Here is a 15,603-nt window from a genome sequence, read left to right as displayed (position 1 = left end):
AACGAGGACATTTAAAAGGGGGCAATACTATGCTGCTATCCGAAATGGCTCAAAAAGAGCTAATCCAAGTGGAAGAAGGAATCCGTTATGGATTTCTTGCAGATACCGATTTGATTTTCAACCGAAAAACTGGAGCGATCATCGGCTTTGAAGTGAAAAAGAAATTTGGAAGGTTTCCATTCCGTAACAAAGAACAGGAAACGACAGAATTCATACCTTGGAGTGAAATTGTGTTGATTGGTGAGCATCGCATCCTATTTGGAAAAACGCATAGCTTGGGGGAATTTGACCTTGACGACAATTGACGGAAATTGGCTGTTCATCGGAACTGATCGTAGATTATCGGAATGCAGTCGAATTATGAAGCAACATGGCTTCAACGTTCTCCATTATGATGGAAATGTTTATTCGGAACAGTTATCTGACATTCTTGACGAATTCTCCCCAGAGCATATTGTTTTTCCGATTTTACAAATGGAAGGCACTATCCCTGTGGGGAAAATTAATAAAGATACGATACTTTACCCAGGCGTCGCCTCTCAGGATTGGCTGGCGCCTTTCCATGAAGCTGACATTTCAATCCAGCCATATTTGAAAGAAGTTGAATTCGTCTGGGAAAATGCCGTGTTAACCGCGGAAGGATTTTTGATCGAATACTATTCTTCGGCAAAACGAAGAATTTCAGGTGAGCATTTTTATATTGCGGGTTTTGGCAAAGTCGGCAAAGCGACAGCCGCTGTTTTATCGTCGCTAGGAGCCTCTGTAACGATTTTAGCACGTTCTAGGGAACAACTAGGGGAAGCAGCCGCAAACGGTTATAAAACAATGCTGTTGCCAACTGAAACGGTAAATTTAACAGGAATCCTCGTGAACACGATACCTGCGAAATGGCTTCAAGTTGGAGTCGATTCCACACTGCGCATTTATGATTTAGCATCCGCGCCCGGTTGCCTAAGGGACAATGCCCCTGATGAATACTATACAATACACCTCGGATTGCCGGGAAAACACTTTCCGGCAGATGCGGCAATGGCTTTGTCAGAAGCGTTGCTGAGGATGAATAGTAGATGAAAGGGGAATAAGATGCTACAAGGGAAACGAATTGGCCTTGGTATTACGGCATCCCATTGTACGTATGACCAAATATTACCGGTCATTAGCGATTTACAGGACAACGGGGCGACTGTTGTTCCCATCATTACACATTCCGTGTTAACTGCTGCGACGAGATTCGGTACAGGCGAGGAATGGATCAGCAGAATCGAAGAAGCGACAGGAGAGAAGGTCGTCTCAACGATTGTAGGAGCTGAGCCGTTCGGTCCCAGCAATCCGCTTGATTGCATGATCATCGCACCGATGACCGGCAATTCCATTAGCAAATTCGCCAACGCGGCCACTGACTCTCCAGTTTTAATGGCGGCAAAGGCAACTTTGCGGAACGGCAGCCCGGTTTTGCTCGGTATTTCGACAAATGATGCTCTGGGTTTGAATGGTCCGAACATCATGAAGCTGTTGAATATGAAAAATGTGTTTTTCATCCCGTTCGGCCAGGATGATCCTTTCAAGAAACCGAACTCCTTGATCTCCGATTTTACTTTGATGGTTCCTGCGGCAGCAGCTGCTCTTGAACACAGACAACTCCAACCACTTTTAATTATTCATAAATAAAATTAAAAATACAAAGCAGAAAATTTCTAGATATGATATAATTTCTCCAATGAACTCTTACAGGACGTAGGGTGAGGTTTTTATTCTTGCATAATTGAGCTATTGTTCCGTTGCATTAATAAACAAATATATGTATATATATCCGATGGTCCTTAAAACGAAAGGGAGATTGAAATGATGAATGATAATCTTAATGTTGCAATTGTAGGTGCTACTGGAGCAGTAGGAACGAAAATTCTTGAAAAGCTTATGGAACGAAAATTCCCCGCAACATCGATAAAATTGCTAGCTTCAAAACGTTCTGCAGGTGTCGAAATTTCTGCAGGCGGTCAAACGTTTATCGTGGAAGAAACTGTGCCTGAGTCTTTTGAAGGCGTCGATATTGCTTTTTTCAGTGCAGGAGGTTCTATTTCTCAAAAGTTTGCACACGAAGCGGTGAAACGGGGTGCAGTCGTCATAGATAATACGAGTGCGTTCAGAATGGATGAAGGTACGCCGTTAGTCGTTCCTGAAGTAAATCCGCACACATTGCAAGACCACTCAGGAATTATCGCGAATCCGAACTGTTCTACAATCCAAATGGTTGCTGCACTTCAACCGATCAAAGAAAAATTCGGCATCAACCGTATTATCGTTTCGACATATCAAGCGGTATCGGGAGCGGGTGCTGAAGCGATAGATGAACTTGCTCAGCAAAGTACACAATTCGCAGAACGTGCAACTATTAAAGCGGAATTGCTGCCGAGCGCTTCTGCTGAACGCCATTATCCGATTGCTTTCAATGCTATTCCGCAAATCGATGTTTTCGATGAATCGGGGTACACTTTAGAGGAATTGAAAATGATGAATGAAACGAAAAAAATATTCGGCGATCAGCAAATGGCGGTCACTGCCACTTGTGTACGTCTTCCTGTCGTAACAGGGCACTCTGAATCGGTATATATCGAGTTAAACGATGAAAACGTAACTGTTGCCGATATCCGTTCCGCCATGGAAGGTGCACCGGGTGTTGTCGTCCAAGATGACCCATCTACACAATTGTATCCGATGCCGTTATTTGCGGAAGGGAAAAATGAAGTATTCGTCGGCCGTATTAGGAAGGATCCAAAACATCCGGCTGGATTCCATATGTGGATCGTTTCAGATAACTTATTGAAGGGTGCAGCTTTGAATTCGGTTCAAATTGCAGAGGAATTAATTAAATAATTTTTTTGAAACGATTGTTCCGTCCCGTCACGTAGTAAAGGAAACCCGGAGCAATCGTTTCAACATAATAGCGATGAAAAGGAATGGTCAGAATGGAACTTGGGCAAATTGGCACAGCGATGGTCACTCCTTTTTCACATACTGGAGACATCGATTTTGACTTGACGGAAAAGTTGATCGAGCATTTGATCGCAACTGGGACGGATTCCTTAATTGTTTGTGGAACTACGGGGGAATCACCCACGTTGAATCATCAAGAAAAATCGGATATTTTCAGATACGCAATTGAAATCGTCAATAAGAGGATTCCTGTCATTGCAGGAACAGGAACCTTCAATACAGCAGAAACAGTCAAACTGACAAAGCAAGCGGATGAGCTAGGTGCAGACGGAATCATGTTAGTGACTCCTTATTACAACAAACCTGACCAAAAAGGGATTGTTGCTCACTTTACCCATATTGCAAGCATTACGGATTTGCCGATACTCCTCTATAATATCCCTGGCAGATCCGCGGTCAATATGGAAGCTGAAACCGTAATTGAATTATCGAAGATTAAAAATATCCGGGCAGTGAAAGAAGCGAGCGGAAGTCTCGATCAAATGTCCGATATTATTTCAGGAACTGATAATGGATTTAAAGTATATAGCGGAGATGACTCGTTGACATTGCCGTTATTATCAATCGGCGGATATGGAGTCATTTCAGTAGCTTCCCATATCGTCGGGGCTGAAATGCAGCAAATGATCAACGCATTCAAATCAGGTGATACGACAAAGTCAGCGAAAATGCATAGGACGTTACTTCCATTATTCCAAGCGGTCTTTTCCGCTCCAAATCCTGTCCCGGTCAAGTATGCACTTGCCAAGATGGGAGTAGATACCGGAGGAGTGCGTCTTCCGTTACTAGCAGGTTTCAAAGAAGGCGCCGATGCCTTCGATAAAGTATGGAATAATTTCAAAAAAAATGAGTATGTATTTCAATAAAACAAAGCCGGTAGCAGTCACCGGCTTTTTTTGTTTGTGTAGTAAGGGCATTCTCACGTATAATGAAACTTAGTCGTTGTGGACGGGTATTCAACAAATAAACAACAACATATATCATTTGAAAATTTGACAGTTGGATTTCAATTAAATAACGATAGACGATTTTAAAAATGCCAGATAACAATACATAGACGGTTCATGATCCAACACCAGTCTTTTTCAAACATAGTATAGGAGGAAACAATGTGGCAAAAACGAAAAATGAAGTAATAAAAGTAATCCCGCTAGGAGGGGTCGGGGAAATCGGAAAGGCGATGTATGTCATTGAAATCGATGATGAACTTTTCATCGTCGATGCGGGACTCATGTTCCCGGAAGGTGAAATGCTCGGCATTGACATCGTCATTCCAGATTTGACATACATCGAAGAAAATAAAGAGCGGGTAAAAGGGATTTTCTTGACGCATGGACACGAAGACGCAATCGGATCCATCGCCTATCTTCTACAGAAGGTGCAAGCTCCTGTGTACGGTTCCAAACTGACACTTGCCCTTGCGAAAGAGCATTTGAAAGATATGCCCGCACCAGCAGGGGTGAAGTTTTTTGAAGTGACAAATAAAAGCCGGATGAATTTCAAGCAGACATATGTGACGTTCTTCCATACGACACATAGCATTCCCGATTCTCTAGGAATCGTTTTCCATACGAGTGAAGGTGCGATTGTCCATACAGGCGAATTCAAATTCGACCAATCTGCAAAAGGGAAATATCGTCCGGACATCGCAAAAATGGCTGGCTTAGGCGAAGAAGGCGTCTTCATTCTTATGTCAGATTCAAATGAAGCCGAACGTCCTGGCTATACGACTTCCGAGTCGGTCATAGAGGATCGTTTGTCCAACACTTTCCATAGCGTCGAAGGGCGCATTCTCGTTGCTTTGTATGCATCCAATTTCATCCGAATTCAGCAAGTATTCGATAAAGCGCTTGAAACGGGTAAAAAGGTCGCGGTCGTCGGAAAGAGCCTCGAAAGTTATTTTGAAGTAGGTATGCGGTTAGGGTATTTGCAAATTGACGAAGATACGGTCATCTCCGTAAAAGACATCGGAAAATATCCTGATGACCAAATCGTCATCATCGTTACGGGCAATCAAGGCGAGCCGCTTGAAGCGCTCGAAAAAATCGTCCGCAAATTTCATAAAGACATCAAAATCAAAGAGACGGATACTGTTCTTATTACATTCACGCCATCTCCTAGCATGGAAGTGTCCATGTATCAAATGGCGAATGAATTATCAAAAGCGGGAGCTCACGTCATCACTGCTTCGAAAAATGTCCATGTATCCGGCCATGGCAGCCAAGAAGACTTGAAACTGATGTTAAACTTGATGCAGCCTAAGTATTTCATCCCTATCCAAGGGGAATATAAAATGCTAATTGCCCATTCAAAGCTTGCGCAACAGCTCGGCTTGCAAAAATCGCAAATTTTCATCGCTGACAAAGGTGATATCGTCGAATATAAAAATGACAAGATGAGAATGAGCGGCCGTGTACAAGCCGGGAATATCCTCATTGACGGTATCGGAGTCGGCGATGTTGGCAATATCGTACTGCGCGACAGAAAACTCTTGTCGCAAGATGGTATTTTCACTGTCGTCATTACATTAAGTCGTAGACAGAAAAGGATCGCTGCTGGCCCTGAAATCGTCTCACGCGGATTCGTCTATGTGAGGGAATCTGAAGAGCTCCTAGATGAATCAAAGAACCTTGTACGGAAGATAGTGGAAAAGTATGTGAATAAAGATACATTCGAATGGACAAACATAAAGCAAGAGATCCGTGATACATTGAGCTCTTATTTATTCCAACAAACGAAAAGAAGACCGATGATTATTCCAATCATTATGGAATACTGAGCAAGGTCTAAAACGGAATCTGAACAAAACAACGACAGAACTTGAGAAAAGGATTTCCATGCCGTCCGCACGGCGGGAAATCCTTTTTGTAAAAGGAGGAGTTTCATGTCAAAAAAATCAAAGAAAAAGAAAAAGAATACGTCCAAAAAGAATAATGACGGCCTCCATCCATTAGTATACGAAGTTGCCGGTTTAACGATGATCGGCTTCGCTATCATCATTATTTTTGAGTTTGGCCTTGTCGGGAGAGGTCTCTCCTCTTTTGCAAGACTACTATTTGGGAACTGGCATGGAGCTGTTCCACTTCTATTGATCGTACAGGCGCTTCTGTTTATGGTGAAACGGAAGACGGTAGGTTGGAAAAACCGCATTGTCGGCGGCAGCTTATTCATACTGGCAAGCTTGCTATTATTTAGCCATATCTATTTGTTCAAAGAGCTGTACGAGAGCAAAGTGCTCATGTCCAATTCGGCTTTTCAAGAGACGTGGAAAGTCCTTATTACGAATGATGGTATCGCATCTAGAAGTGGAGCTCTTGGGGGAGGATTGGCTGGTGCGCTGCTTTTTGCGCTCTTCCATTCTTTATTCGATTCAGCAGGAGCAACAGTAGCAGGGGTTCTTCTCTTATTAATCGGTATCGTACTTCTCACCGGAAAGGCACTCGTCCCTTATATAGCGGAGCTTTATCCGAAGATGCTTTCTTCTTTGAAATCGAAAACGGAACGAAAAGAAAAAAGGACTCCTAAAAAAGGGAGTCAGCCTGCCATTTCGAGAACTAGCCGTTCCAAGAAGTCGCTGCCTAATGAGGACAAGCCGGATAACGGCATCGTTGCCACGGTCGAGGAACAGGATGAAATCGTATCAAAACCGATCATTTCCGCTTTCAATGAACGGATTGAACCGACACCGTCCAGCGATGAACATGCCGCTGTCATTGAGAAAAAAGTGGAGACATCGCCTGCAAATGAACCGGATGACGGAGATGTTCCGACTTATTCGGGCGTATCCGGCGAAGAGGAAAATGTTTCATATATTTTACCGCCGCCCTCATTGCTTCGGCAAACGCCATCCAATGATCAATCGGCAGAGTATGATTCCATCCATGCAAATGCACAGAAACTTGAAAAGACATTCTTAAGCTTCGGTGTAAAAGCGAAAGTTACGCAAGTCCATTTAGGTCCTGCTGTGACGAAATATGAAGTGCTGCCAGATACAGGTGTGAAAGTGAGCAGAATTGTAAGCTTATCCGACGATATTGCGCTTGCTTTAGCGGCGAGCGATATAAGAATTGAAGCACCGATTCCCGGAAAGTCGGCAGTCGGCATTGAAGTGCCGAACAAAGCAGTTGCAATCGTCAGCTTGCGGGAAGTAATTGATTCCAAGGAAAATAATCGGCCTGACTCGAAATTGAGCATTGTACTCGGTAGAGATGTCACAGGACAAGCGATGATGGCTGAGTTGAATAAAATGCCGCATGTCCTCGTTGCGGGGTCGACGGGAAGCGGTAAAAGTGTTTGCATCAACGGAATTATTATTAGTATTTTGATGCGTGCTAAACCGCATGAAGTGAAAATGATGATGATCGACCCGAAAATGGTTGAATTGAATGTCTATAACGGTGTTCCGCATTTATTAGCACCGGTTGTCACTGATCCGCGGAAAGCATCCCAGGCGTTGAAAAAAGTAGTATCCGAAATGGAAAGAAGATACGAGCTGTTTTCTCATACGGGAACTCGGAATATTGAAGGGTATAACGAGCATATTGAACAATGGAATGAAGAAAATGACGAAAAGCATCCTCGTATGCCTTATATCGTCGTTATCGTCGATGAACTTGCAGATTTGATGATGGTCGCTTCAAGTGATGTAGAAGACTCCATCACACGTCTTGCCCAAATGGCACGGGCTGCTGGCATCCATTTGATCATTGCAACGCAACGTCCAAGTGTAGACGTTATTACAGGCATCATTAAAGCGAATATCCCTTCTCGAATCGCATTTGCAGTTTCTTCCGCGGTTGATTCGAGGACAATTTTGGACGGGGGAGGCGCCGAAAAACTGCTTGGTCGCGGGGATATGCTGTTTCTGCCGGCAGGTGCATCCAAACCGGTCAGGGTCCAAGGTGCTTTCGTTTCCGATCAAGAAGTCGAGGCTGTCGTCGATTTCGTAATTGAGCAGCAAAAAGCGCAATACCAGGAAGAGATGATACCGACAGAAGTAGAAGAAGTGCAGCCGCATGAAGAGACGGATGAATTGTATGATGAGGCCGTCCAACTTGTCATCGAAATGCAGACCGCATCCGTATCAATGCTGCAACGGCGTTTCCGGATCGGCTATTCAAGGGCTGCAAGAATTGTTGATCAAATGGAAATGCGAGGCGTCGTAGGTCCTCCGGAGGGCAGCAAGCCGAGACAAGTCCTGATATCCGCTGTTAATTATGAGTAACAAACTTGAAAAACATGACAAAAGCAGGACATTTCGAAAGAATTTATGATAGTTTCATTTTTTTTTGAAAAACAGATGTTTATTTTGGAGTATGAAAATGATATAGTATGGATGATTAGGAAATGAGGTAACACATCTGAGGTCTAACCTCATCGGGAGGGGGGATTTAAATGGTGGTGAAAACAGATCAAAGGCACCTATATGTGCAAGTGATTGAGCGATTGAAGGAAGATATCGATTCCGGTGTTTTCAAAGAGAACGAAAAGTTTCCATCCGAATTTGAACTTGCCAGAAAGCTAGGCGTCAGCAGGGCTACGCTTCGTGAAGCATTGCGGGTCCTTGAAGAGGAAAAAGTAATCGTCCGTAAACACGGTGTTGGCACTTTCGTAAATCCGCGGCCATTATTTTCATCCGGAATTGAGCAGCTTTCAAGCGTCTCCTCCATGATTTGTGATGCCGGAATGGTTCCTGGCACGATCTTTATGGAAGTGCAGGAAAGTCTTCCGAATGATGAAATGATTGGGAAGTTTGAATGTGACGCAAATGATAATCTAGTAACAATTAAAAGAGTTAGGACTGCGGACGGAGAGCCTGTAGTTTATTGCGTCGATCATGTGCTTGCCAAAGATCTTGAAGGTGGATCGGATGTTTTGTTGAACGAATCCATTTTCGATCTGATAGAGAAATCGGGCCGCATCAGAATCGTCCAGGCAGTGGCGAACATCGAACCTGTCGGGTACGACGATGAAGCGTCATCCATATTAAGATGTGGAGTTGACATTCCTTTACTCGTGCTGCTTCAGCATCATTATAGCGAGAAAGGCGAAATGGTCCTGTACTCTAAAAACTATTTCAGAGCTGATAAGTTCAGCTTCCATGTTGTCCGAAAAAGGGTATAAGGCACATATTCTTGAAGCAGTCGGCAAGCAATGTTGAAATGACAGGCAATAAGTGTAATGCGATAAATGCCTGTCATTTTGCCTGTCAGCTGTTTGCTTTTTGAGTGTGCATTTAAGACGTTCATACGTCATATTTAATACCAAAATAAAAAACAGGGAGGTCCAATCGGTGAGCAAACGTAAATACGGTCTTGCATTATCATTGGTTCTAGCAGCAGGTACATTACTTGGTGCTTGTGGTACGGAGAAAGACAACAAAGGTTCTTCATCTACTTCAGGTGGAAACAACGAATCAGATTTTTCACTAGCGATGGTTACGGATGTCGGCGGTGTTGACGACAAATCATTTAACCAGTCCGCTTGGGAAGGAATCCAAGAATTCGGTAAAAACAACAACATGAGCGAAGGGGACGGCGGTTACGCATACCTTCAATCGAAAGGTGAAGCGGATTATACGTCCAATTTGAATGCGCTTACCCGTCGTGATTTCGATTTAGTTTTCGGTGTAGGATTCTTGATGGAAGAAGCGATCAATACAATCGCTGAACAACAGCCAGAAACGAATTACGCAATTATCGATGGTGTCGTCGATCAGCCGAACGTAGCAAGCATCCTGTTCAAAGAGCAAGAAGGTGCATACCTTGCTGGTGTTGCAGCTGCATTGATGACAAAATCCGATAAAATCGGTTTTGTTGGTGGTATGGAAATCCCGGTTATCGAACGCTTTGAAGCTGGATTTGTTGCAGGTGTTGCGGCTGTAAAACCAGATATCAAAGTTGACGTAAAATACACTGGTGCATTTGATAAAGCTGAACTTGGTAAAGCTGAAGCAGGCCGTATGTATTCTTCAGGCGTAGACATTATCTTCCACGCAGCTGGCGGTACAGGAAACGGTGTCTTCACGGAAGCGAAAGAGCGTAAAGCAGCTGACAAAGACGCATACGTATGGGTAATCGGCGTTGACTCCGACCAATACGATGAAGGACAAGTCGGTGATGACAACATTACAATGACTTCAATGCTTAAACGCGTAGATGTAGCAGTACAAGACATTGGGGCACTTGCTAAGGAAGGCAAATTCCCTGGTGGTGAAACAAAAGTTTATGGTCTTCATGATGACGGTGTAAAACTAGCAGATTCTCGTGGTGCGATTCCTGATGATATTATGAAGCAAGTCGATGAATATGCTAAAAAGATCGCTGATGGTGAGATCGAAGTTCCTGAGTTTGCAGAATAATAATTACAATGACAATGGCCGGTTCATTCCGGCCTTTGTTGTGAGAAAAGCCGTAATAAAATGATAGAGTAAAAGGTTTTTTATACAAAAGAACCTTTTATTGTGTTCATTTTATTATCCAATCACAAAGAGAAACTATTATACAAGGAAGTGAATCCATTGGAGCATGTCATTGAGATGTTGAACATTACGAAGCAATTCGGTAATTTCCGAGCGAATGACAACATCACCTTGCAGTTGAGGAAAGGGGAAATCCATGCGCTTCTAGGGGAGAATGGAGCTGGAAAAACAACATTGATGAATGTGTTGTTCGGACTCTATCAACCTGAAGAGGGCGAGATACGCGTCAACGGAAAGAAGGTCAATGTTACGAATCCGAATGTCGCAAACGATCTTGGAATTGGAATGGTTCACCAACATTTCATGCTAGTCGAGAACTTGACAGTCACTGAAAATATCATTTTGGGGAATGAACCGAAAAAGATGGGCGTCGTTAATATTAAAGACGCAGCTAAAAAGGTTGCCGAGATTTCAAATACGTATGGATTGAATGTCGACCCTTATGCAAAAATCGAAGACATTTCGGTCGGAATGCAACAGCGTGTAGAAATATTAAAAACGCTTTATCGTGGTGCAAATATACTAATCTTTGACGAACCGACAGCTTCCTTGACTCCTCAGGAAATACAAGAGTTAATCGGAATTATGAAGAAGCTCATCACTGAAGGTAAATCAATCATCCTCATTACTCATAAATTGCAAGAAATAATGGACGTATCCGATCGTGTAACCGTCATCCGGAAAGGCCAAGGGATTGGAACGGTTGTCACTTCCGAAACGAACCCTGAAGAACTTGCTACATTGATGGTTGGGAGACAAGTTACATTCAAGACGGAAAAAGGTCCTGCTAATCCGAAGGAAGAAGTTTTGAATATCGAAAATCTTGTCGTCGTCGATTATAGGGGCGTCGAAAAAGTGAAAGGTTTGAATCTTTCAATCCGAAAAGGCGAGATTGTCGGTTTGGCTGGAATTGATGGAAATGGGCAGTCCGAATTGATTGAAGCGATTGCGGGCTTGCGAAAAGTGAAAAGCGGAAAAATCACGATTAATTCAAAAGATATTACAGGATTGAAACCGAGAAAAATTACGGAAGCGGGATTGGGGCATATTCCGCAAGACCGTCACAAACACGGCCTCGTCCTTGACTTCTCAGTCGGCTACAATGCATCATTGCAAGAGTATTATCATGAGCCGTATTCGAAGAACGGTATTATGCAATATGATGCCATTTCAAAAAAGGCAAAGAAAATCATTGAAGAATATGACGTCAGAACTCAAGGCGAACACGAACCTTCTCGCGCTTTATCCGGAGGGAATCAGCAAAAGCTAATTATCGGACGTGAAGTTTCACGTGATCCCGATCTGCTCATTGCTGCTTTGCCAACTAGGGGTCTAGATGTCGGGGCGATTGAATTCATCCATAAAAGACTCATAGAACAGCGCGATAAAGGAAAAGCGGTTTTCCTCATTTCCTTTGAACTCGATGAAGTTATGAATGTGTCGGATCGCATTGCGGTCATTCACGATGGGCAGATCGTCGATACGGTCATTCCATCAGAAACGGACGAACAGGAACTCGGACTATTAATGGCAGGACATTCAAAGGACGAGAAAGAGCAGCAAGTTATGAAAGAAGGTGTGGATCGAGATGTCTAATAGAGTAATCAAAATTTTAGTGCCAGCCATTTCGATCATCCTTGGATTACTCGTCGGAGCTATTGTCATGCTTTTCAGCGGCTATGATCCTATAGCTGGTTATATAGCATTATGGAATGGTATTTTCGGAGATAGCTACGCAATCGGTGAAACGATCCGGCAAATTAGCCCGTATATCCTTGCGGGTCTAGCAGTCGCTTTCGCCTTCCGTACCGGACTTTTCAACATCGGTGTTGAAGGGCAGCTCATGGTCGGATGGTTTGCCGCGGCGTACGTCGGCTCGGCGTTCACATTGCCGATGTATATCCATTTGCCTTTAGCACTTTTAGCGGCGGCAGCTGCCGGGGCATTATGGGGCTTGATTCCTGGGATTTTGAAAGCGACGTTACGTGTTCATGAAGTTATTGTTACGATCATGATGAACTATGTCGCACTTCATGTCGTTAACGCATTGATCAAAACGGTATCCGGCGGAAGCTATAAGACGGAAAGGATACAGCCGACCGCTTCCTTGCGTTCGGAATTCCTTTCAAATTTAACTGACTATTCCACTCTTCACTACGGAATATTTGTCGCTCTTGCTATGGTTGTCGTTATGTGGTTCATCCTTGAAAAGACGAAAACCGGTTTCGAATTGAAATCAGTAGGTTTCAACGAGAACGCTTCCCAATATGCAGGGATGAATGTTAAGAAAAACATTATTTTATCCATGGTGATCTCAGGTGCTTTTGCAGGTCTAGGAGGAGCTATGGAAGGTCTTGGGACTTTTGGAAGTATGACGAACCAAGGTGGATTCACTGGCATCGGATTTGACGGGATCGCCGTTGCATTGCTCGGTGCAAACGCTCCACTTGGCATCATCTTTGGAGCATCATTGTTCGGGTCGTTGAAATACGGAGCGAATAATATGCCGAATGCGGCAGGAATTCCGCTTGAAATCGTTTCAATCGTCATTGCACTCATCATATTCTTTGTTGCCTGCGGATATATCATCCGGGTGGGACTGCAACGGTTGAATAAGAAAAAGGAGGCGAAATGACATGAGCTTTTTAGAAGCACTTTATTTTATCGTGCCGACTTCGATCGCTTATGCAGCCCCTCTCATCCTAACTGCTATCGGCGGCGTTTTCTCTGAACGTTCCGGTGTCGTCAATATCGGACTCGAAGGCCTCATGGTCATGGGTGCGTTCGTAGGGATTGTCTTCAACTTGGCTTATGCAGATGTCTTCGGTGGATGGACGCCGTGGATAGCTTTATTAGTTGCCATGCTTGTTTCCGCGATATTTTCGGTTATGCATGCTGTAGCCTCGGTTTCATTCCGAGCAGACCAAGTCGTTTCCGGGGTCGCAATCAATATGCTAGGTATCGCGATTGCCTTGTTTTCCGTTAAAATGATGTTCGGAAAAGGACAGACGGATTTCATTCAAAAGAAAATCCCGAGAGTCAATATTCCAATTTTGCAAGACATCCCTGTAATTGGACCGATGTTTTTCAAATCGGTATATGGAACTTCCGTTTTGGCGATACTCATTGCGATAATTGCATGGTTCGTCATTTATAAGACGCCATTCGGCCTTCGTCTCCGTTCAGTTGGGGAGCATCCTATGGCTGCGGACACGATGGGGATCAATGTTGCGAAAGTCCGTTACACAGCCGTTATTTTGTCCGGCGGTCTAGCTGGTATCGGTGGTGCTATCTATTCTCAAACAATGACTGGAGATTTCGGTCATGCGACGATCAACGGCCAAGGATTCATGGCGTTGGCGGCAATGATTTTCGGTAAATGGCATCCGATCGGTGCAATGGGAGCGGCCCTTTTCTTCGGGTTTGCTCAAGCGCTTGCAATCAGTGCCGGTTCTATCAGCTTCATCGAAAATGTGCCGACAGTTTATTTCTATATCTTGCCTTATGTTTTGACGATCCTTGCTTTGGCAGGGTTTATCGGAAAGGCGAATGCTCCGAAAGCGAACGGTGTACCTTACATCAAAGGGAGCAGATAATCGATTTTTATCCGCCTGGATTCCTATTAATTGGAGTCCAGGCGTTTTTATTCGTTAGCGTCTAGCTCCAGGCGCCAGAAGCTCGGGTCATAAGTCAAAGTTGCTGTGTGGAAAGAGCGCCACTTCGCATCTTTGCCTTATGCCTGTCGCTTCTAAGCAGGCGCCCTCCGCTTTTGTTTTAAAAAGCGTTTATTTTGCCTTGTTGATATGATGAAATGTATATTGTAGAAGGGTATTCGTATAATAAAGAAAAAACGAGGTGTTCGTATGTTTACAAAGGTCGAGCTTCAAAAAGGAGTTAATTTATATATCCGCAAGACGGAACAATTTAAAACGATAACAATGTCTATCAAATGGTTGGCTGAGCTAGATGAAAAACAAGCAGCATACCGGGCAGTTTTATCAAATGTACTTCAAGATTCGAACGCTGATTATCCAAAACAAAGTGATTTGCGGAAAGCGTTGGATGAATTGTATGGAACCGTCTTCTATATGGATGCAGGCAAGCGCGGCAGCTCACACATCTTATCGCTGAATATGGAATGTGTAAACGATGAATACCTCTCAACGACAGGCGTATTTGATGAAGCGTTGAAAATGGTCAACACGATCATTTTCAAGCCAAACTTCAAAGATGGAACTTTTGATGAATCGATCGTCAGCCGGGAAAAACGGACGGTGATCGAAAGAATCCGATCTATTTATGATGACAAAACTAGATATGCCCATAAGCGCATGCTAGAGCTGATGCGTCCAAATGATCCTGCTTCTATGTCGTCAAGCGGAACGGAAGAGGATGTTGAAAGCATAACGAGTGCAACGCTCCTTGATACATACAAGAGAATGTTGGATGAAGATGAAATCGACATTTATGTCGTTGGCGATGTCCAAGAAGATGAGCTCGTTGAGAAAATAAAATCAATGTTCGATTTTACTGCAAGAGAAATGACGAAAAAACAATATGAACAAAAAGAGACTGAAAACAATGAAGCCCGCCAAGTTTTTGAAAGACATGACATGAAGCAAGGGAAGCTGCAAGTCGGATATAGCACTCCGGTTTCGTTCTTCCATCCAGATTATCCTAAAATGCAAGTGGCAAACGGCGTGTTAGGTGGATTTGCACATAGTAAATTGTTCATGAATGTACGGGAAAAAGAAAGTATGGCATACACGGTCAACAGTGCATACGCGGCTTATTACGGGATTGTGTATGTAATGGCAGGGATTGATGCGGAACTTGAGGAGAAGGCTGTCAAATTGATCGGTGAGCAGATTGACGAAATGCAAAAAGGAAACGTATCGGACTTGGAGCTTGACCAGACAGTTGCCTTGTTGTCGAACAGTATCCGCAGTGCATTCGACTCTGCAAGAGGTCAAATCGAAGTGTATGATCAGTATAAACAGTTGGATGAGGATTTCACAGCCGATAAATGGATTGCCAAATGGGAGGCGGTCTCCATCGAAGACGTAAAACAGATGGCATCACAAATCCACCTTGAACTCATCTATTTATTGTCGGGAAGAGAGGCGTAA

At 43.7% G+C, this 15,603-nt stretch carries 13 protein-coding genes; all 13 read left to right on the top strand.

Going from position 1 to position 15,603, the window contains the following annotated elements; genetic code table 11:
• Window positions 1-29 precede the first annotated feature (29 nt).
• The 13 genes from AC0L13_RS10915 (at window position 30) to yfmF (ending at window position 15,603) form a co-directional block, all read left to right on the top strand.
• A complete protein-coding gene (locus AC0L13_RS10915) occupies window positions 30-305 on the top strand; it encodes a YlmC/YmxH family sporulation protein (protein WP_440499477.1) in 276 nt (91 codons plus the stop codon).
• Entirely contained in the window at window positions 292-1,071 is a 780-nt protein-coding gene (locus tag AC0L13_RS10910) for a hypothetical protein (RefSeq protein WP_473639492.1), read from the top strand. Before AC0L13_RS10915 ends, AC0L13_RS10910 begins: the two co-directional genes overlap by 14 nt.
• Window positions 1,072-1,083: 12 nt before the next feature.
• Window positions 1,084-1,668 carry a dipicolinate synthase subunit B gene (locus AC0L13_RS10905; RefSeq protein WP_473639490.1) on the top strand — a complete coding sequence of 195 codons (585 nt, stop codon included), beginning with the start codon at window positions 1,084-1,086 and terminating at the stop codon, window positions 1,666-1,668.
• A gap of 177 nt (window positions 1,669-1,845) precedes the next feature.
• Window positions 1,846-2,874, top strand: a complete 1,029-nt coding sequence (locus AC0L13_RS10900) for an aspartate-semialdehyde dehydrogenase (RefSeq protein WP_473639488.1) — start codon at window positions 1,846-1,848, stop codon at window positions 2,872-2,874.
• A 92-nt stretch (window positions 2,875-2,966) separates the two neighbouring features.
• Complete coding sequence (dapA, locus tag AC0L13_RS10895) at window positions 2,967-3,860, top strand: 4-hydroxy-tetrahydrodipicolinate synthase (protein ID WP_473639486.1); 894 nt, start codon at window positions 2,967-2,969, stop codon at window positions 3,858-3,860.
• A gap of 245 nt (window positions 3,861-4,105) precedes the next feature.
• Entirely contained in the window at window positions 4,106-5,773 is a 1,668-nt protein-coding gene (locus AC0L13_RS10890) for a ribonuclease J (protein ID WP_473639484.1), read from the top strand.
• A 105-nt stretch (window positions 5,774-5,878) separates the two neighbouring features.
• Window positions 5,879-8,218 (top strand): DNA translocase FtsK, encoded by a 2,340-nt coding sequence (locus AC0L13_RS10885; RefSeq protein WP_473639482.1) that lies wholly within the window; start codon window positions 5,879-5,881, stop codon window positions 8,216-8,218.
• 170 nt (window positions 8,219-8,388) lie between these two features.
• The gene (locus tag AC0L13_RS10880) at window positions 8,389-9,117 is read left to right on the top strand and encodes a GntR family transcriptional regulator (RefSeq protein ID WP_473639480.1); all 729 of its coding nucleotides are present in this window, start codon (window positions 8,389-8,391) and stop codon (window positions 9,115-9,117) included.
• Between the two features lie 169 nt (window positions 9,118-9,286).
• Window positions 9,287-10,354 carry a BMP family lipoprotein gene (locus AC0L13_RS10875; protein WP_473639478.1) on the top strand — a complete coding sequence of 356 codons (1,068 nt, stop codon included), beginning with the start codon at window positions 9,287-9,289 and terminating at the stop codon, window positions 10,352-10,354.
• Window positions 10,355-10,513: 159 nt separating this feature from the next.
• The gene (locus AC0L13_RS10870; RefSeq protein ID WP_473639476.1) at window positions 10,514-12,070 is read left to right on the top strand and encodes an ABC transporter ATP-binding protein; all 1,557 of its coding nucleotides are present in this window, start codon (window positions 10,514-10,516) and stop codon (window positions 12,068-12,070) included.
• Entirely contained in the window at window positions 12,063-13,109 is a 1,047-nt protein-coding gene (locus AC0L13_RS10865; RefSeq protein WP_473639474.1) for an ABC transporter permease, read from the top strand. The genes AC0L13_RS10870 and AC0L13_RS10865 overlap by 8 nt, the downstream gene beginning before the upstream one ends.
• A 1-nt stretch (window position 13,110) precedes the next feature.
• Window positions 13,111-14,070 (top strand): ABC transporter permease, encoded by a 960-nt coding sequence (locus AC0L13_RS10860; protein WP_473639472.1) that lies wholly within the window; start codon window positions 13,111-13,113, stop codon window positions 14,068-14,070.
• 267 nt (window positions 14,071-14,337) lie between these two features.
• Complete coding sequence (gene yfmF, locus AC0L13_RS10855; protein ID WP_473639470.1) at window positions 14,338-15,603, top strand: EF-P 5-aminopentanol modification-associated protein YfmF; 1,266 nt, start codon at window positions 14,338-14,340, stop codon at window positions 15,601-15,603.

Source organism: Sporosarcina sp. QA0331 (assembly GCF_055808055.1).
Note: the sequence above shows the minus strand (reverse complement) of the source record. Positions and strands in the feature narration are given on the sequence as shown.

What these genes read in the sequence shown, in the direction of transcription:
- AC0L13_RS10915 (WP_440499477.1), top strand. Translation starts at nt 30, where the DNA reads ATGCTGCTATCCGAAATGGCTCAAAAAGAGCTAATCCAAGTGGAAGAA.
- AC0L13_RS10905 (WP_473639490.1), top strand. Translation starts at nt 1,084, where the DNA reads ATGCTACAAGGGAAACGAATTGGCCTTGGTATTACGGCATCCCATTGT.
- AC0L13_RS10900 (WP_473639488.1), top strand. Translation starts at nt 1,846, where the DNA reads ATGAATGATAATCTTAATGTTGCAATTGTAGGTGCTACTGGAGCAGTA.
- dapA (WP_473639486.1), top strand. Translation starts at nt 2,967, where the DNA reads ATGGAACTTGGGCAAATTGGCACAGCGATGGTCACTCCTTTTTCACAT.
- AC0L13_RS10885 (WP_473639482.1), top strand. Translation starts at nt 5,879, where the DNA reads ATGTCAAAAAAATCAAAGAAAAAGAAAAAGAATACGTCCAAAAAGAAT.
- AC0L13_RS10880 (WP_473639480.1), top strand. Translation starts at nt 8,389, where the DNA reads ATGGTGGTGAAAACAGATCAAAGGCACCTATATGTGCAAGTGATTGAG.
- AC0L13_RS10865 (WP_473639474.1), top strand. Translation starts at nt 12,063, where the DNA reads ATGTCTAATAGAGTAATCAAAATTTTAGTGCCAGCCATTTCGATCATC.
- AC0L13_RS10860 (WP_473639472.1), top strand. Translation starts at nt 13,111, where the DNA reads ATGAGCTTTTTAGAAGCACTTTATTTTATCGTGCCGACTTCGATCGCT.
- yfmF (WP_473639470.1), top strand. Translation starts at nt 14,338, where the DNA reads ATGTTTACAAAGGTCGAGCTTCAAAAAGGAGTTAATTTATATATCCGC.